Origin of the sequence: uncultured Fibrella sp., from assembly GCF_964250085.1 — a bacterium.
Lineage (GTDB): Bacteria > Bacteroidota > Bacteroidia > Cytophagales > Spirosomataceae > Fibrella.
Genome location: NZ_CAXUEC010000001.1, coordinates 1,098,290 through 1,116,312 on the forward strand (window position 1 = coordinate 1,098,290; position 18,023 = coordinate 1,116,312).

General features: G+C 46.4%; 21 protein-coding genes and 4 tRNA genes. All 25 read left to right on the forward strand.

Features of this window, described 5'->3' with window-relative positions; genetic code table 11:
- Positions 1–14 precede the first annotated feature (14 nt).
- Positions 15–1,442, forward strand: coding sequence for an NrfD/PsrC family molybdoenzyme membrane anchor subunit (nrfD, locus tag ACFE8Q_RS04375; protein ID WP_375444138.1), 1,428 nt, complete (start codon positions 15–17; stop codon positions 1,440–1,442).
- A gap of 21 nt (positions 1,443–1,463) precedes the next feature.
- Positions 1,464–1,994, forward strand: coding sequence for a DUF3341 domain-containing protein (locus tag ACFE8Q_RS04380; RefSeq protein WP_375444139.1), 531 nt, complete (start codon positions 1,464–1,466; stop codon positions 1,992–1,994).
- 10 nt (positions 1,995–2,004) lie between these two features.
- Positions 2,005–2,607: a c-type cytochrome gene (locus ACFE8Q_RS04385; protein ID WP_375444140.1), complete on the forward strand. Its 603-nt coding sequence runs from the start codon at positions 2,005–2,007 to the stop codon at positions 2,605–2,607.
- Between the two features lie 67 nt (positions 2,608–2,674).
- The gene (locus tag ACFE8Q_RS04390) at positions 2,675–3,982 is read left to right on the forward strand and encodes a quinol:cytochrome C oxidoreductase (protein ID WP_375444141.1); all 1,308 of its coding nucleotides are present in this window, start codon (positions 2,675–2,677) and stop codon (positions 3,980–3,982) included.
- A 22-nt stretch (positions 3,983–4,004) separates the two neighbouring features.
- Positions 4,005–5,114: a cytochrome c oxidase subunit II gene (locus ACFE8Q_RS04395; protein ID WP_375444142.1), complete on the forward strand. Its 1,110-nt coding sequence runs from the start codon at positions 4,005–4,007 to the stop codon at positions 5,112–5,114.
- Positions 5,115–5,140: 26 nt separating this feature from the next.
- Positions 5,141–7,027, forward strand: a complete 1,887-nt coding sequence (locus tag ACFE8Q_RS04400; RefSeq protein ID WP_375444143.1) for a cbb3-type cytochrome c oxidase subunit I — start codon at positions 5,141–5,143, stop codon at positions 7,025–7,027.
- Positions 7,002–8,039 (forward strand): heme A synthase, encoded by a 1,038-nt coding sequence (locus ACFE8Q_RS04405; RefSeq protein WP_375444144.1) that lies wholly within the window; start codon positions 7,002–7,004, stop codon positions 8,037–8,039. The genes ACFE8Q_RS04400 and ACFE8Q_RS04405 overlap by 26 nt, the downstream gene beginning before the upstream one ends.
- Positions 8,036–8,941 carry a heme o synthase gene (gene cyoE, locus ACFE8Q_RS04410; RefSeq protein ID WP_375444145.1) on the forward strand — a complete coding sequence of 302 codons (906 nt, stop codon included), beginning with the start codon at positions 8,036–8,038 and terminating at the stop codon, positions 8,939–8,941. The genes ACFE8Q_RS04405 and cyoE overlap by 4 nt, the downstream gene beginning before the upstream one ends.
- Position 8,942: 1 nt before the next feature.
- On the forward strand, positions 8,943–9,536 hold the full coding sequence (locus ACFE8Q_RS04415; protein ID WP_375444146.1) for a heme-copper oxidase subunit III: 594 nt from the start codon (positions 8,943–8,945) through the stop codon (positions 9,534–9,536).
- Positions 9,537–9,551: 15 nt separating this feature from the next.
- On the forward strand, positions 9,552–10,334 hold the full coding sequence (locus ACFE8Q_RS04420; protein WP_375444147.1) for a cytochrome c oxidase subunit 3: 783 nt from the start codon (positions 9,552–9,554) through the stop codon (positions 10,332–10,334).
- A 21-nt stretch (positions 10,335–10,355) separates the two neighbouring features.
- Entirely contained in the window at positions 10,356–10,688 is a 333-nt protein-coding gene (locus ACFE8Q_RS04425) for a cytochrome C oxidase subunit IV family protein (RefSeq protein ID WP_375444148.1), read from the forward strand.
- Between the two features lie 150 nt (positions 10,689–10,838).
- Positions 10,839–11,405: an SCO family protein gene (locus tag ACFE8Q_RS04430; protein ID WP_375444149.1), complete on the forward strand. Its 567-nt coding sequence runs from the start codon at positions 10,839–10,841 to the stop codon at positions 11,403–11,405.
- Positions 11,406–11,408: 3 nt separating this feature from the next.
- Positions 11,409–11,954, forward strand: coding sequence for a DUF420 domain-containing protein (locus ACFE8Q_RS04435; protein ID WP_375444150.1), 546 nt, complete (start codon positions 11,409–11,411; stop codon positions 11,952–11,954).
- Between the two features lie 16 nt (positions 11,955–11,970).
- On the forward strand, positions 11,971–12,246 hold the full coding sequence (locus ACFE8Q_RS04440) for a hypothetical protein (RefSeq protein WP_375444151.1): 276 nt from the start codon (positions 11,971–11,973) through the stop codon (positions 12,244–12,246).
- A gap of 58 nt (positions 12,247–12,304) precedes the next feature.
- Positions 12,305–12,574, forward strand: coding sequence for a DUF983 domain-containing protein (locus tag ACFE8Q_RS04445; RefSeq protein WP_375444152.1), 270 nt, complete (start codon positions 12,305–12,307; stop codon positions 12,572–12,574).
- A 104-nt stretch (positions 12,575–12,678) separates the two neighbouring features.
- On the forward strand, positions 12,679–13,269 hold the full coding sequence (locus ACFE8Q_RS04450; protein ID WP_375444153.1) for an RNA polymerase sigma factor: 591 nt from the start codon (positions 12,679–12,681) through the stop codon (positions 13,267–13,269).
- The gene (locus ACFE8Q_RS04455; RefSeq protein ID WP_375444154.1) at positions 13,250–14,113 is read left to right on the forward strand and encodes a hypothetical protein; all 864 of its coding nucleotides are present in this window, start codon (positions 13,250–13,252) and stop codon (positions 14,111–14,113) included. The genes ACFE8Q_RS04450 and ACFE8Q_RS04455 overlap by 20 nt, the downstream gene beginning before the upstream one ends.
- Positions 14,113–15,117 (forward strand): hypothetical protein, encoded by a 1,005-nt coding sequence (locus ACFE8Q_RS04460; protein WP_375444155.1) that lies wholly within the window; start codon positions 14,113–14,115, stop codon positions 15,115–15,117. The genes ACFE8Q_RS04455 and ACFE8Q_RS04460 overlap by 1 nt, the downstream gene beginning before the upstream one ends.
- A 169-nt stretch (positions 15,118–15,286) precedes the next feature.
- Positions 15,287–15,372: transfer RNA gene (locus ACFE8Q_RS04465), tRNA-Tyr, on the forward strand.
- Positions 15,373–15,386: 14 nt separating this feature from the next.
- A tRNA-Gly gene (locus ACFE8Q_RS04470) sits at positions 15,387–15,459 on the forward strand.
- A gap of 82 nt (positions 15,460–15,541) precedes the next feature.
- Positions 15,542–15,613, forward strand: a tRNA-Thr gene (locus ACFE8Q_RS04475).
- 119 nt (positions 15,614–15,732) lie between these two features.
- On the forward strand, positions 15,733–16,920 hold the full coding sequence (gene tuf, locus ACFE8Q_RS04480) for an elongation factor Tu (RefSeq protein ID WP_375444156.1): 1,188 nt from the start codon (positions 15,733–15,735) through the stop codon (positions 16,918–16,920).
- Between the two features lie 184 nt (positions 16,921–17,104).
- Positions 17,105–17,178 (forward strand) — tRNA-Trp (locus tag ACFE8Q_RS04485).
- Between the two features lie 14 nt (positions 17,179–17,192).
- On the forward strand, positions 17,193–17,384 hold the full coding sequence (gene secE / locus ACFE8Q_RS04490) for a preprotein translocase subunit SecE (RefSeq protein WP_085410816.1): 192 nt from the start codon (positions 17,193–17,195) through the stop codon (positions 17,382–17,384).
- A 70-nt stretch (positions 17,385–17,454) separates the two neighbouring features.
- Entirely contained in the window at positions 17,455–18,015 is a 561-nt protein-coding gene (nusG, locus tag ACFE8Q_RS04495) for a transcription termination/antitermination protein NusG (RefSeq protein WP_375444157.1), read from the forward strand.
- Positions 18,016–18,023: the final 8 nt, after the last annotated feature.

The following is an 18,023-nucleotide window of genomic DNA, read 5'->3' on the forward strand; positions in this document are numbered from 1 at the left end:
AAAATTTAAAAACGATGCATATCACTTCAGCCGTACGCACACCGTTAGTATCTAATGGGAAAACCTATGCAGATGTCACAGAAGACATCTGTAAGCAGGTAGAAGGCCGTCCAACTCGTGAGTGGACAATTGCATTTACGATTTCTGTCCTTGTACTTGTCTACGGCACAGCGTGTGTATTCTACACATGGTGGGAGGGCCTGGGCGTATGGGGTTTGAATAAAACTGTTGGCTGGGCCTGGGATATTACCAACTTCGTTTGGTGGGTAGGTATTGGTCACGCAGGTACGTTGATTTCTGCCGTTTTGTTGTTGTTCCGTCAGAAATGGCGGACGTCGATTAACCGGGCGGCAGAAGCTATGACCATCTTCGCCGTTATTTGCGCGGCAACGTTCATCTTTATGCACATGGGCCGTCCGTGGCTGGCATACTGGGCGTTACCGCTACCAAATACATTTGGCTCTTTGTGGGTAAACTTTAAATCACCGCTGGTGTGGGACGTATTCGCCATCAGCACTTACTTCACTGTATCACTGGTATTCTGGTACATGGGTCTGGTGCCTGATCTGGCTACTATCCGTGACCGGGCTCGTAGCAAAGTGAGCCGGTACGTGTACGGTGCGTTCTCACTTGGCTGGAATGGTTCAGCAAAAACATGGGCTCGGTACGAGTACATGAGCTTGATCCTGGCTGGTATCTCTACACCGTTGGTACTGTCAGTACACACGATTGTAAGTATGGACTTTGCTACGTCGGTTATTCCTGGTTGGCATACTACGATCTTCCCGCCTTACTTCGTTGCAGGTGCTATCTTCTCTGGATTTGCCATGGTGCAAAACCTCGTATTGATCATCCGCGTCGTGTTTAAACTGGAAGACTATGTCACTGTAGAACATATTGAGTCGATGAATAAAATCATCACACTCACGGGGTCTATTGTAGGAGTAGCTTATATTACCGAGTTTTTCATCGCCTGGTATTCAGGAGTTGAATTTGAAAGTTATGCGTTTATTAACCGGGGTACTGGGCCTTACTGGTGGGCTTACTGGGCAATGATGACCTGTAACGTAATTTCTCCACAACTGTTCTGGTCGAAGACAATTCGTACGTCAGTCGTGTGGACGTTTGTTCTTTCGGTTATCGTGAACATCGGTATGTGGTTTGAGCGATTTGTGATCATCGTTACGTCGCTGCACCGCGATTACCTGCCATCAAGCTGGGCCATGTTCCACCCAACCCTGTTCGATATCAGTGATTACCTCTTCTCATTTGGTGTGTTCTTTACGTTGTTCTTGTTGTTTGCCAAGTTCCTTCCCGTTGTTAACATGGCGGAAGTGAAATCAATCATCAAGTCTTCGTCGGCTCAATTACCAAAATCAGTTTCAGGCGTTGCAAAAGGAGAGCGTGTTACTGCGCCTACCTTTAACAAGAACGCTGACTAATTCACCTTTATACGTATCTGTATGGCTTCGCCAGTTAACAGTCGATTTTTAGTAGGCATTTTTGACGACGATGATGTCGTGATGAAGGCCGTCAGAGAAGTTCGTGAATCGGGAGTACGCATTCACGAGGTTTACACACCATTCCCGGTGCACGGTCTCGATGTTGCCTTAGGACATCCACGTTCACGGTTAGGTATAGCTGCATTCATGTTTGGCCTAACCGGCTTGCTGACTGCCGCTGCGCTGATGTCATACACTGAGAAATTTGACTGGCCAATGATCGTAGGGGGTAAGGACTCATTTTCCTACCCAATCTATGTTCCGATTGCCTTTGAGTTAACCGTATTATTCACTGCATTAGGCATGGTCTCGACCTTCATTATTTCTAATGGGCTCGGGCCAACAGTAAAGCCTCTTATGTTCGATTTGCGAACAACTGACAACAAGTTTGCTATGGCCATTGACATGGAAAATAACAAGCTTCAGGAATCAGAGATTGAGACGATCCTGCGGAAATCAGGTGCAGCTGAAGTAAACGTTAAGCAGTTCTAATAGACCGATTATGAAATTCAAGCATATAGTGCTTTCATCGATTGGGTTAGCATCTGTGCTTTTTTTGAGTGCCTGTGGTGATAGCCGGAATGATACAGGAACTCAATTTGCACCCCAGATGTATGACCCCGTTGGTTACGAGCCTTACAAGCAAACTAAAGCTAACCCGTTTACTGCTAATGGCCTGAACATGCGTGACCCAGCCCGGGGCACCGTATCTCGCCGTAATTACCATACTACATTTGGTAAAGGTGATAGCGCGACAACAGACCTGATGGTATATAACATACCTAAAGACAGTATTGCTATCGCTGAAAGAACCTTGACTAATCCAATTCCGAATACAGAAGCTAGCTTAAAGGAGGGTGAAATTCTGTATGGCCGTTATTGCATTCACTGTCACGGGGAAGGTGGTAAAGGAGATGGACTTGTGGGCAAAGAGTATAAGGGTGTACCTAACTACTCAGCGGGCGCTTATAAGACCATGAATGATGGACATATATTTCATGTCATTACGCACGGTAAAGGACGGATGTGGCCGCACGGCTCACAAATGACACCAGAAGAACGCTGGAAAATTGTCATGTACGTTCACAAACTTCAGCAAGGATAATTCTGAATCAGCTAGACTGCTATGTTCATCAACAGGCATAGCAGCCATACCATCAATAGAGTCAATAATGGCATCAGTACACGCAATACCTTCCCTTGATGAGCAGTTCGAATTTACTGCCGATTCGAAACGGCGTTTGCTAATCGGCGGAGCCGTCGGCGTAGCGTTAGTTGTTCTTGGCGCCGTTCTGTTATCATCGGGTGTAGGTGAACACGCACATGAAGCAGTTCAGGGGCATGGCCTGAGTGAAGGGCATGAAGGTGCTCACGGGCATTACAAGTGGACAACCCGACTATGGGCCAACATTTGGGTCAACAGTATTTATTTCACTGGTATTGCCGTTGCTGGCATGTTCTTCATGTCTTATAACTATCTGGCTCAGGCGGGATGGTCGTCGGTAATAAAGCGGGTTCCAGAAGCAATGCCTGCTTTCTTACCAGTTACGGGTATTATCATGCTGGGAGTTTTCCTGTTTGCCGGGCACGACATATTTCACTGGACACACGAGGGTTTATATGATAAGGCAAGCGAAGAATATGATCCGATAATTGCTGGAAAACATGGCTTCCTAAATACACCGTTCTTCCTGGCACGGATGGCATTTTACTTCATATCGTGGTATATGCTGTGGCGGGTTCTACGCAATCTTTCACTTCAGGAAGATTTGTATGGTGGAACGGAATACTATTATAAGAGTATGAAGTATGGGATCATCTTCCTCGTTGTTTTTGCTGTAACCTCATCAACGGCCGCCTGGGACCTGATCATGTCGATCGATACTCACTGGTTCAGTACAATGTTTGGCTGGTATACGTTGGCTAGCTGGCACGTAGCTGGTCTTGCAACAATGACGTTGGTGGTAGTTATGCTCAAAGAGCAAGGTTTCCTTAAGGCGGTAAACAATAGCCATTTACATGATTTAGGCAAGTTTATATTCGCCTTTAGTATATTCTGGACATATGTGTGGTTTGCTCAGTTCATGCTGATTTATTACGCTAACCTTCCTGAAGAAACGATCTATTACCGTGAACGTTTTAGCGGCCACGGCGGCATTTATCTGGCTCCATTCTGGGTTAACGTTGTTCTAAACTTTGTCTTCCCATTCCTCGTTCTAATGACACGGGATGCAAAGCGGACGAACGTATTATTGAAGCTTGCCTGTTGGGGAGTGTTGATTGGTCACTACTTTGATTTTTACATGAACATTATGCCCGGCACAGTAGGCGAGCATGGTGGATTTGGCCCGATTGAGTTTGGCATGATCCTTATTTTCGCCTGTGCGTTTATCTGGTCAGTCTCAACTCAGTTGACAAAAGCCAACTTGATTCCCAAGAATCACCCGTTGTTAGAAGAAGCATTGCATCACGACATTTAGACTTTATCTAAATCACACAAGTATGGTTTACATCGTAGGATTATTGTCGCTCGTTTTCCTTGCGCTTGCCTTTATGGTATTTGGTCGGCTGACCAGCGTAATGAAAAGTGTAGGTACGTCAGGAGAGCAGGAGACGTACGGAGGTACTAGTAATAAAATCAACGGAGCCATGTTCATGGTCTTCCTGATTGCTGGCACAATTGCTGCCACCTGGTCATTTATTCACTCTACCCAATACTTTCTCCCCGAAGCTTCGTCTATTCATGGTCGACGGGTTGATGGCCTTTTTTGGGGATCAATGGCAATTGTTACAGCCTCTGCGCTGCTGACAAATATTTTGCTGTTCTACTTTGCCTATCGTTACCAATATAAGGATGGAAAGCGGGCGTCATATTATCCTGAAAATCATAAGCTCGAGCTAATTTGGACCGTAGTACCTGCCGTTGTTATGGCGATCATGGTATTTACGGGTTGGAAAGCGTGGCGGGATATTATGTCTGAAGCACCTGAGGGTGCTCAGGAAGTTGAACTTGTAGGTAAACAGTTTAACTGGATTGCTCGCTACCCTGGTGTTGACAATAACAAACTGGGTGCTTTTAATTACAAGCTGATTGATAACACGAATGAGACCGGCATTGACTTCTCGGACGAATCTTCTTTTGATGATTTTACGAATCCTTCGGAATTACACATTCCTGTTGGTAAGCCTGTATTAATTCGGATTCGTGCCCGTGATGTACTGCACAGCGTGTTTATTCCTCACATGCGCGTGAAGATGGATGCCGTACCTGGCATGCCAACCCGTTTCTGGTTTCATCCAGACAAAACGACTGAGCAGATGCGTAATGAGACTGGCAATCAGAACTTCAAATACGAAATTGCTTGTACTGAGGTGTGTGGGCGTGGGCACTTCTCAATGAAGATGAATTTGATCGTAGAAGACGAAGATTCATTCAAAAAATGGTGTGCCGAACAGAAACCATTGCTGTCGACAGCACCAGAATACGCATCACGCATTCCGGCAAATCTGAAAGCAAAAGCCGCAAAATACCTGCCGACGGTTGGTGCTGATACAACATCTACCGCATCTGCCGGTGGTGTTGCCGGTTCAGGTAGTGCTTCATTACGTTAATCCTTTAGATCAACAAATCGCTAATAATGGCAACTACAGACGCAATTTCAACTGCCGGTGTTCATGTGGCTGAACATGAGCATCATGAGCACGAATTGAATTTTTGGCGCAAATACGTTTTCGCTGAAGACCATAAAACGATTGCCAAGCAATACCTGATTACCGGTATTTTCTGGGCAATCATCGGTATCAGTTTCTCTGTAATCTTCCGTTTGCAACTGGGCTTCCCCCAAATGAAAATGGAATGGTTACGCCCCCTGATCGGTAACTGGATCGAGGAAAGTGGAAAGCTAAGTCCTGACTTTTATCTGGCTCTGGTTACCATGCACGGTACCATCATGGTATTCTTTGTGCTTACAGCTGGCCTAAGTGGAACGTTCAGTAACTTCTTGATTCCACTACAGGTAGGTGCGCGGGACATGGCATCGGGCTTCATGAACATGTTGTCTTACTGGTTCTTCTTTATGGCCAGTCTGCTTATGTTCGTGTCGATCTTCTTGGAGACAGGTCCTGCTGCTGGTGGATGGGTCGTTTATCCGCCTCTTAGCGCGTTACCACAGGCACACAAAGGTTCTGAGATGGGTATGACATTATGGTTGAGTAGCATGGCTCTCTTCATTGTGTCTCAATTGCTGGGTGGTATCAACTACATCACGACGGTAATCAACCTTCGTACACGTGGTATGTCGTTTAGCAAACTGCCACTTACAATTTGGGCTTTCTTTTTGACGGCTGTTCTGGGTCTTATTTCGTTCCCTGTTCTCCTGTCGGCTGCGTTGTTACTGATTTTCGACCGTAGTTTTGGCACTAGTTTCTTCCTGTCAGATATTTATATTGCTGGGGAAGCACTGCCAAACGTAGGTGGTAGCCCAATCCTGTTCCAGCACTTATTCTGGTTCCTGGGTCACCCCGAAGTGTATATTGTGATGCTGCCTGCACTGGGTATTACATCTGAAATTATTGCGACGAACTCGCGCAAGCCAATCTTTGGCTATCGGGCCATGATCGCGTCAATGATGGGTATTGCTTTCCTTGCGTTCATTGTGTGGGCTCACCATATGTTCGTGACGGGTATGAATCCCTTCCTGGGATCTGTGTTTATGTTCCTGACGCTTATCATCGCTGTACCATCGGCGGTAAAAGCGTTTAACTACATCACAACCCTATGGCGCGGGAACATCCGGTTTACCCCGGCTATGTTGTTCTCGATTGGCCTCGTGTCTTTCTTTATCTCGGGTGGTGTTACCGGTCTTATTCTGGGCAATGCTGCACTTGACATTCAACTACACGATACGTACTTCGTTGTTGCCCACTTTCACTTAGTGATGGGCGCTTCGTCGGCCTTTGGTCTGTTAGCTGGTGTGTATCACTGGTTCCCCAAGATGTTTGGTCGCATGATGAATGATAAACTTGGGTACGTCCATTTCTGGTTAACATTCATCGGTATCTACTGTGTATTCTTCCCAATGCACTATATCGGTATCGCTGGTTTCCCACGCCGTTATTATAGCTTCACCAGCAACGATTTCACGAGCAATATCTTCCAGGATATGAACGCGTTTATCAGCCTTGCTGCTATCGTTACGTTCTCTGCTCAGTTCCTGTTCCTGTATAACTTCGTGTACAGCTTAATTAAAGGAAAGCGGGCTACATTGAACCCATGGCAGTCGAACACGCTGGAATGGACAACGCCCGTAGTACCAGGACATGGTAACTGGCCAGGTGAAATTCCAGCCGTATACCGCTGGCCATATGACTATAGCAAACCGGGTGCGAAGGATGACTTCATTCCTCAAAACGTACCATACTCGCAAACTCCTGAGTCAAACCTTCCGCATGAGAAAGAGTTGATTTCGCTGGAGAAGGCGATCGAAGCTCAAAACTTCAATGACCAGTTCAAGCAACCCCATTAATGAGCGTTCATTTCGGCGCCTGGCGCTTCTAACAGTTATTGCTGTCTTCCTGCTGATTTTAGTGGGAGGCGTAGTTAGAAGCACCGGGGCCGGAATGGGATGCCCAGACTGGCCAAGATGCTTTGGGCAATGGATACCACCAACTGATGTATCTCAACTTCCCGCAAACTATCAGGAAATCTATAGTCATCGCGGTTACGCAAATACTGAGTTCAATGTTGTAAAGACATGGACGGAGTATTTGAACAGATTGTTGGGGGCTTTGATCGGGGTGCTAATCTTCTTCACATTTGTAGCCTCTGCTAAAGCCTACTGGCAGCGTGACCGCGCCATTGTAGGCTTTAGTTTTTTAGCCCTGTTTCTCGTTGGATTTCAGGGTTGGCTTGGTGCAAAAGTTGTATCGAGCGTACTGGCCGCCTGGTTGATAACACTGCATATGTTGTTGGCCATTGTTATCGTTGGCGTGTTACTATATGTGGTGGCACGTACCCAGGCTGCAACTATGTCAGTCAGTTCGATGCGTTTATCAACAGCATCAAACCGATGGCTGTTGATAAGTTCCGGCCTGCTGCTTTTGCAGATCCTGTTAGGCACTCAAGTTAGAGAGACGGTTGATGAAGTCGCTCACCGGCTTGGAGAGATGCAACGGCTTCGCTGGATCGACGGGTTAGATCTCCGGTTTTATATCCATAGAAGCTTTTCGTTGGTTGTATTAATAAGCCAGCTTTTGTGGATAATACCAGTTGCCAGGCAATCTACAAATAGTGCACTCATTAAGCGGTTAGCAGTAGCTACAGGAAGCCTGTTGGTTGTTGAAATAGCTACGGGTGCAATTATGGCTTACTTCGCTATACCTGCCTGGGCGCAACCGGTTCATCTTACGTTAGCCGTTCTCTCATTAGGAATTCAATTCGTTGTTATTCTGTTTTCCTATAGAGAAGTGGTCATGAAAAGCATACCAGATCGGTCGTTAGCAACTACTGACAAATCTGGGTCAGTAACCACGTTATGAATTCATCCATAGAGCAACCAATAATGCCGCCTGCCAGTAAGCCGAACAAGGCATCTTGGAAGGATTACCTTGCTTTGACCAAGTTAAGGTTGTCATTGTTGGTGGGGTTTTCGGCCGTTCTAGGTTACCTGATGGCGGCTTCAAAGCCGTATTCGATTGGTCAGATCGCCTTATTTACTATTAGTGGCCTTCTTATCACCGGCGCTGCAAATGCCGTCAATCAGGTGCTGGAGGTCGAATTTGACCGATTAATGAAACGGACAGGCAGTCGGCCGTTGCCAACAGGACGCATTAGTAAAGAGCGGGCTATTGTATTTGTTGCCGTACTCTTGTTTATAGGGCTGTTTATTCAAACACTGTGGTTTAATCCATTGACGGCAGGTATCTCTTTCGTTTCTTTTTTGCTGTATGGATTTGTATACACACCCTTGAAACGAGTAGGTTCTATAGCTGTTTATGTAGGAGCCTTGCCTGGTGGTTTGCCGCCATTGATTGGTTGGGTAGCCTTCACAGGTACCATAAGCAATGAAGCACTTTGGTTGTTCGCCGTTCAGTTCGTTTGGCAGTTTACTCATTTCTGGGCTGTTGCCTGGGTGCTTGATGAAGATTATGCCAAAGCAGGTTTCAAACTTTTACCATTGAAGAGACCCGCCAAGGCACAAACGGCGTTGGTCATTTTAAGCTTCACTGTTTGGCTTATACCACTGGGCTTGTTGCCCTTTTATTGGGGGTATATTGGAATCATATCGGCAAGCATTGCAGTAGTTGCAGCACTTGCCTTGCTGTGGCTTAATATAGGCTTGGTTAGAAAGCCTGATATTGTTACAGCAAAACGTCTCATGTTTGCCGCGTTTGCCTACTTACCAGTTGTCCAAATCGCGTTTGTTTTAGATCGTGTTTAACATGAAAGAAGAAACGGAAGAAATAAAATGGCTCGAAGAAGAGCCTGAAGAGACGCTCTCCGTTAATCCACGGAAGTTCATTCTCTGGTTATTTATTGTGAGTATTCTGATGCTGTTTGCCTCATTCACAAGCGCATATCTGGTGCGGCGTGCAGAAGGCAACTGGCTTGAGTTTACGGTTCCGGCTATTTTTGGATATAGTACGGTTGTGCTAGTGCTGAGTAGTCTTACAATGCACTGGGCTTACCTGGCTGCTAAAAAAGACAATTTCAACGCGCTAAGGATAGCTATATCTATTACTTTTGCGCTTGGAATCGTATTTCTGTACATGCAATTTCAGGGGTGGATTGAGTTGGTGCGAAACAATGTGTACTTTGTTGGAAACCCGGCTGGATCATTCATCTATGTCTTCACGGGCATGCATGCATTCCACTTGATCTCTGGGTTGATTGTTTTGGTTTTTGCCCTCGTGGCAGCATTTAGATTACGCATACACGCGAAGTCACTTGAGCAGGTTCAGGTGGCTTCAACTTATTGGCATTTTCTGGACGTACTCTGGATCTACCTGTATTTCTTCTTACTTTATTTCCATTAATCAGCTCACGGACGCATGGCGGCTACAGCAACAACTGACGAGTCAGTAGTATTTGATAAGAAAGCCTGGATGGGGGGCGTAGAACCCATGAATGTCAGCTACGGTAAGCTGATGATGTGGTTTTTCCTCATCTCAGATACATTTACCTTCTCGGCATTATTAGTCACCTACGGTCTGATCCGCTATAGCTATCCAGCGTACGATCCGGTTATACACGGGACTCCCTTTCACTTCTCGAATATCTACTGGCCTGTTCCAGATCATGTGTTCAATGCGTTTCCGTTCTTTCACGGAACGAACCTGCCGCTGATCTTCGTAGGTCTGATGACCTTCATTCTTATCTTCTCGTCGGTAACGATGGTATTGGCTGTAGAAGCCGGACACCGTCGCGATCGGCAGGATGTTGAGAAATATATGCTGTGGACTATTCTGGGCGGTTTAGCCTTCCTGAGCAGTCAGGCATGGGAATGGTCGCACTTTATTCACGGAACAGAAGAGGGAAACACTATTCGCGAGTTGGTGAGCGGTACATGGGTTGAACGAACCATTTTTGGAGCCAACCTCACAGAGAATCAGTATGGACCGCCAGCCTTTGCCGATCTGTTCTTTTTCATCACTGGATTCCACGGTACGCACGTATTCTCGGGTGTTATTCTAAACATACTGATTTTCTATCGGACTGCAACTGGTATGTACGAGCAGCGAGGTCATTACGAGATGGTTGAGAAAGTAGGCCTCTACTGGCACTTTGTAGATCTGGTCTGGGTCTTCGTGTTTACGTTCTTCTATCTCGTTTAATTGCTTTTTCTTCCTTCGACAATGGCAAATACACCATACACCGACAACCACGGCGGCACAGATATAGCTCCACCGCCAGCGAATACTAAAGTAATTTGGCGCACATTTCTTATCTTATGTGGTATAACCGCCGTTGAATTCATTATTGCTTTTACAATGACTGCTGGCCATTTTCGTGTCGCAATCTTCGTAGGAATGACACTTATCAAGGCGTTTTACATCGTGGCCGAGTTTATGCACTTAAAACATGAGGTAAAAAGCTTAATCTGGGCCATTATGCTGCCAATCATTTTCATTGTCTGGTTGCTTATTGCATTGATGTACGAAGGCGGCTCGATTTTCCAATTGAGATAACAAATGAATACATACCGCAAAGCCGGGACTCTCCTCTTAACGTTGGTGGTCCCGGCTTTTGCGTACATACTGCTTAGAGCCTGTACGCAAAATCATTACACATTGCCCCGCTATATACCGGTTATCGACTCAACGAGGGGCGAACCGGTTATGCAAACGATTACAGATAAGAACGGAGATAAACGTCAGGATACCCTGTTCAGGCACGTACCTGGCTTCGCACTCATTGATCAGAATGGGAAGCCGGTCAACCAGTCAGTTACAAAAGGGAAAATCCACGTGGCCGATTTCTTCTTCACACGCTGCGGTACCATCTGCCCCAAGATTCAACTGAATCTTAGCCGGGTTCAGGAAATCTTTAAGGAGCGTAACGATCTGGTGTTCCTGTCGTATTCGGTAGACCCGGAAAATGACGGACCGGCCGAGCTGAAAGCCTACGCAAACAAGATAGGAGCAAAGCCGGGCATGTGGTATTTCCTGACAGGCGATAAGGCCCAAATCTACCATCTGGCGCAGCGTGGCTACTTCTTACCCGTTGTTGATCACGGGGTTAGTTACGGCAAGCCCGACGAAACTTTTATACACAGTGAAAAGTTGGTTTTAGTAGATAAAGAGGGCATAATCCGGGGGTTCTATGACGGAACCGATAAAAAGGACATCGACCGGCTAATCGCCGAAATCCGGGTGCTATTCGATATCTACAGTAAGCAAACGTAATTTATGGAAGCCACCTCACTCGTTGAAAAAGACAAGAATGCCAACCGGCTGATCAACATTGTTTCAATCGCCGTTCCACTTGTGGTTGCTCTGATGTTGGGCATACGCCAGAAGTTTGATCTGGGTTCGTGGACGACGTACCTGCCGCACATTAACGGCGTAATTAATTCGCTGACATCTGTGTTACTGGTTATAGGCTATTACTTCATTCGGCAGAAGAACGTAACCGCCCATCGTCGAACAATGATGACTGCGTTTACATTGGGAGCGTTCTTTCTGGTCAATTATGTACTGTATCACATCTCAAACGAATCAACACCATTCGGTGGCGAGGGATGGATTAGGCCGGTATATTACTTTTTATTGATCTCACACATCGCCTTATCTGTGGTCGTGTTATGGTTCGTATTACGAGCCGTCTATTTTGCATTGACCAAACAGTTTGTGCTGCATAAGAAAATGACCCGCTGGGCATTGCCAATCTGGCTTTATGTGAGTACTACGGGGGTGATTGTGTATTTGATGATTAAACCATATTACACACATTAATCGACGGAATCAGCGTATGAAAAAGTGGGGATGGGTGATCGTAACAGCACTGTTTGTCTGTTTTGGACCAGATGTGTTGGCTCAATGTGCTATGTGTCGGGCTACCGTTGAAAGCACCGTTAGTAACGGACGCAGCGTTGTTGCCTCTGATCTGAATCTTGGAATTTTGTACCTATTGGCGGCGCCCTATCTAATTGTGGCTTCCATCAGTTATCTCTGGTATCGCACCAGCAAAAAAGAACATGCCCAACGTATCAAAATTTCAAGCCGTGTCAAAGGGGCTATGTCCTAAGTGTAGACAGGGTAAGATTTTTCAAACGCCGCTGTATGCTCCGATTGGCTTCGGCAAAATGAATGAGTTCTGTCCACACTGCGGGATGCGCTTCGAAATTGAGCCGGGTTACTTTATTGGAGCCATGTATGTAAGCTATGCGTTCTCGGGCGGTATAGCGCTCGTATTGGGCTTTATTCTATTTTATCTGGCAAATAATCCGCCGGGCTGGGTATACTCGTTGGTAATTTCAATAGCCGTCATAGTAATCTCAGCCATAAACTTTCGGCTGTCAAGGGTTATCTGGCTGCATTATGTAGCCGGTATTCAATACAACCCGGCACTTTGAATTGAATAATTCATGAAAATCCCAACCTGCACAGGTTGGGATTTTTTAGTTTGGATGCAACCAGACGAAAACAAGCTGCATCTTGCTTATAAATGAAGTAAAAGATGGCTCTCTCTATACCATACTATCTGTCGGAAAGTCAGTTGGTAGTTGCGCTGCAACGGGGAGAGGCGCGTGCACAAAAGATTACCTACGAGCGGTATGCTACGCGAATGATGGCCGTGTGCCTCAGGTACGTTGCCAATCAGGCTGATGCCGAAGATGTATTGATCGACGCATTTATGCGCGTGTTTGAACGGATAAATCAGTTTAGGAACGAAGGGAGCTTTGAAGGATGGATTCGCCGAATCATGGTCACAGAGTCGCTGATGTTTCTGAGGAAGAACAAGTCACTCCGGCAGGAAATACCACTCGACACCGTGATGGAAGAACCCGATTACCCATGGGCCGATGAGAATCTGCAAGCCGATGACCTGTTGCGGCTGGTAGCTCAATTGCCAGATGGATACCGGACCATTTTCAACTTGTATGCTATTGAGGGGTACAACCACGCCGAAATAGCCAATCTGACAGGCATTAGCGAAGGAACGTCGAAGTCGCAGCTATCGCGGGCCAGAGCATTACTACAACAAAAGATTAGAACGCTTGAAACCGACGTGAAGTCGGCACCGATATATGGAAAAGCAGCCAGTTGATGACCTCTTCGCCCGCAAGCTGCGGGAAGCAGAAGCACCAGTCGGCCCTGATGTGTTTAACCAGCTACAAAAGCGAATGGGAGGACAGCCGACACCTATTCGTCGGCCGGTAGTTGCCTGGTGGCACGTTGCTAGCGCAGCCTGTCTGCTGGTGGCACTTTGGTTTCTGTATGTGATCAACAAAGTGGAGCCGGAAACGAGTATACCAATAGCTGTAAGGCAGGCTTTCCAAAAGCTGCAAAGCAACGGGGATGATGACAAAGCCATAGCCGATGCAACAGCAAAGCCTGAACTTGATCAAAAAAGACAGCATGATTTTGCAGTGGATGAAGCCAACAAACAGCAGGAAGAAGAAAGCATAGCTCAGGCAACGTACCTGGCCCAAAGAAAAAGCCAGACGAAGCTGTTCAATAAGCCTGAGGCCCCAACGCAAACGCCCGTTCGGCCAGTTGAAACAGAACGGATCGTAGCAACGCCTGAACAACTGGTTCAGCCCATAGTCGAACCGTCAGTTGTACCGATTAATCCAGTACCAGTTGAACGGATCGCCAGAGTAAACAACGCACAAAAACAGGCGACCGAGCGTACCATTCTGCTAACGATTGAAGAGCCGCAGTTAACGAATAGCCTGACAGCCGCAAAAAGCGACATCACGACGCTTGAGGTACAACAACCTCATCAAAATGGCTTATCGAGCTTATTTGGTAAGCTGAAGCAATTGAAGAATGGCGAAGTGTTGGCCAAAGCTGTTCCGGTCAGTAATCAGAATAATCAGAAGAACCGGCTGGGCCGGGTATTCTCGGAAGTGAAAGAAAGTTTGAAAAATGAAACGACACTAGAATAATGAAAACGCTCATCCTGTCTACCTGCCTCATTCTGAATTCGTTGGTTGCGCTATGTGCGCCAGCCGATTCACTCATCATTCGATTTGGCAATAAAGGGCGTATCGCTGTGTATGCGCCCACCAAAGATCAATTGAAAGGAATAACCAGATATGATCTGAACCGGATTGTCCGGGACATGGTCACCAAATTAGACTCTGTACCGGAGGGTCAGGTATATGCCATTGATGCCGCCAACGGTCAAAAATATTTGCGGGATACATTAATTGTTGTTCAAAAATCGAACGGCAAGGTCACTGTCACGGTCAAAAGTGATGAGTCGGATACAACGGACCTATATAAAAAAGGGGGCACAAGAGTTTACAAAGTCAAAAAAGACAGTAACTCAAACCGCAACAACTGGAAAGTCAATACGGATATTCACTTTGGCCTGAATACGTGGATAGGGGGGCCAGATGTGCAAACGTATGGCGGAAACTCGTACGAGCTTGACCCGCTGGGATCGCGCTACTTTGCCATCAGTATGACGCAGAACCCGGCTATTGTCAGAACCAATAAGTTTAAACTGAGTGTAAGGTACGGCCTTCAGATTGCCTGGAATAACTTCATGTTTCAGGAAAGTGTTGTAGCGCAGAAGGGACCAGATGGTATTCAGTTTAACCCATCTCAAACTCACTTAACAAAGAGTAAACTCACCGTCTGTAACCTTGAAATTCCGCTAGTACCTCAATTCTCGTTCTACAATACCAACCGTAAACGGGCTTTCAACATTGGTGTTGGCGGTTTCGTAGGCTACCGAGTCGACAGTTACACGAAGATCAAACAGGATAACGGCGACAAGTTTCATGATCACGCCGGTTTCTATCTTAATAATTTACAATATGGCGTTCAGGGAAACATCGGTCTGGCTAATTTCAACTTCTTTGTAAAATATAATCTGAACACTAGCTTCCAGGATGGGAAGGGCCCTGCTGTACACCCACTAAGCTTTGGCATAACGATTTAGCTAGTAAAAGTAGCAAGTCAGCAAGCCTCATCAGATAGGTCTGATGAGGCTTGCTGATGGGAAAGAAAAAAGATTTTTTACTTACCCTGTTGACAACGGAGAAAAACCTTGTAATTTTGCAACTCCAAACTGAGAAGCAGGGCGGAAATTGTTCTTTTTAGATTGACTTGGGGAGTTTCCAGAGTGGCCAAATGGATCAGACTGTAAATCTGCTGGCGTACGCCTTCGGAGGTTCGAATCCTCCACTCCCCACCATTTAAGTAAAGTAAGCGGGAGTAGCTCAGCTGGTAGAGCGATAGCCTTCCAAGCTATAGGTCGCGAGTTCGAACCTCGTCTCCCGCTCAACGACGTACCTGGAATTAGTTTTGTATTTGATGTAAATAGTCAGATTCAGTACTAATTCTTATTCGATTACACTGTACTTGCCTTCTTAGCTCAGTGGTAGAGCACTTCCTTGGTAAGGAAGAGGTCGTCGGTTCAAATCCGATAGAAGGCTCTAAGCTGCCAGATGTTGCTCTGTTGAGGCGGCTTTGATAAGGTGCTCTGCAAAGAGCACTTTTTGCGTAAGGGCAAATCAACTAACACTAACTATAGTTAACTAAAGCGTTTTTAGACATGGCAAAGGAGAATTTTGACCGCTCGAAACCGCACGTCAACATCGGTACGATTGGTCACGTTGACCACGGCAAGACGACGCTGACGGCAGCAATTACGAAAGTACTCGCCGGGAAAGGTCTGGCGGCAATGCGGGACTTCTCGTCGATCGATAATGCCCCAGAGGAAAAAGAGCGTGGTATCACGATCAACACCTCACACGTAGAATATGCGACGGCCAACCGTCACTATGCACACGTTGACTGCCCAGGTCACGCCGACTATGTGAAGAACATGGTAACGGGTGCCGCTCAGATGGACGGTGCTATTCTGGTAGTAGCTGCGACGGATGGCCCAATGCCACAAACTCGTGAGCACATCCTGCTGGCTCGCCAGGTAGGTGTACCCCAGCTTGTTGTCTTTATGAATAAAGTCGACATGGTGGATGATCCTGAACTGCTTGAGCTCGTTGAGATGGAAATCCGCGAACTGTTGAGCTTCTACCAATTTGATGGCGACAACATTCCAGTTATTCAGGGTTCTGCTCTGGGTGGCCTGAATGGTGACGATAAGTGGGTTGGAAGCATCGAAGAGTTGATGGATGCTGTTGACTCATTCATTCCCCTGCCTCCACGGATGACGGATCTTCCGTTCCTGATGCCTGTAGAGGACGTGTTCTCGATCACTGGTCGTGGTACTGTAGCCACTGGTCGTATCGAGCGTGGTGTGATCAACTCAGGTGAGCCTGTTGAGATCCTGGGTATGGGTGCTGAGAACCTGAAATCAGTTGTTACTGGTGTTGAAATGTTCCGGAAAATTCTGGACCGTGGCGAAGCTGGCGATAACGTAGGTCTGCTGCTCCGTGGTATTGAAAAGACCGATATCCGTCGTGGTATGGTTATTTGCAAGCCAGGTTCAGTAACGCCACACGCAAAATTCAAAGCTGAGGTGTATGTATTGTCGAAAGAAGAGGGTGGCCGTCACACGCCATTCTTCAACAAGTACCGTCCTCAGTTCTACTTCCGCACCACGGACGTAACGGGCGAGATCATCCTGCCAGCTGGTGTTGAAATGGTAATGCCTGGTGATAACATCACTATCGAGGTAACCCTGATCAGCAAAATCGCAATGGAGAAAGGTCTTCGGTTCGCTATTCGTGAAGGTGGTCGTACAGTAGGTGCCGGTCAGGTGACTGAAATCCTCGACTAATCAATTGATTTTTAAAACAAGTGCATCTCTCTACAGGGATGCACTTGTTTTTTGATCTCTTTTTGCGATCTTTGCAGTCCGATTGCAAAAGCGTCATTTACTGCGTGTTATTTCTTGTTATTGATTGCCATTCCCTGCTGAATGGCAATTCACAACAAATGACCACTTAATGACAATTAATTCTACGGGTGTAGTTCAAGGGTAGAATAGCGGTCTCCAAAACCGTTGATGGGAGTTCGAATCTCTCCACCCGTGCCAATTTTTAACAAACGATGGAAAAGGTTACTACCTTCCTCAAGCATTCCTGGGAAGAAGTTCAGCACAATGTGACTTGGCCCAAGTTCAGTGATTTACAGGCTAGTTCATCACTGGTACTGATCGCTTCGCTGATTTTCGCGCTAATGGTCGGCCTGATTGACTACCTGTTCGAAAACGGCCTGAATTTGTTCTACCAGTCATTCTAACTTGTTGTTTGGCCATTTGTTTGTTAAAGTTGAACAGACAGACAAGCAAACAGACAAACAACTTTTACGTATGGTCAACGGTATCAACTGGTACGTTATCCGAGCTGTCTCAGGGCAGGAAAAAAAAGTAAAATCGTATCTGGATAACGAAATACACCGTCAGCAACTAACGGAAGTAGTACCGCAGGTACTGATTCCTTCTGAGAAGGTGTATGAGATGCGGAATGGTAAAAAGCGAATTCGTGAGAAATCGTTCTTTCCAGGCTACATCCTGATATCCGCTGACCTGTCTAATGCGCGCGCGCTGGCCTTGATCACAACAATGCCTGGCGTTATTGGTTTTTTGGGCAATACAGGCTCAGGAAATTCAAAAATTCCCGTTCCACTTCGGGAAGTTGAAGTAAATCGCATTTTAGGTAAGGTAGAAGAAGAGACGCAGGAGGCCGCAACGCCAACCATAGCGTACCTGAAAGGCGAGTCAGTAAAAGTAGTTGATGGGCCATTTAGCGGCTTCATCGGTACAGTGGAAGAAGTGTTCGATGATCGGAAGAAACTGAACGTAGTTGTTAAGATTTTCGGTCGGAGTACACCTGTTGAATTGAGTTACGCACAAGTAGATAAAGAGAGTTAACAAATCGT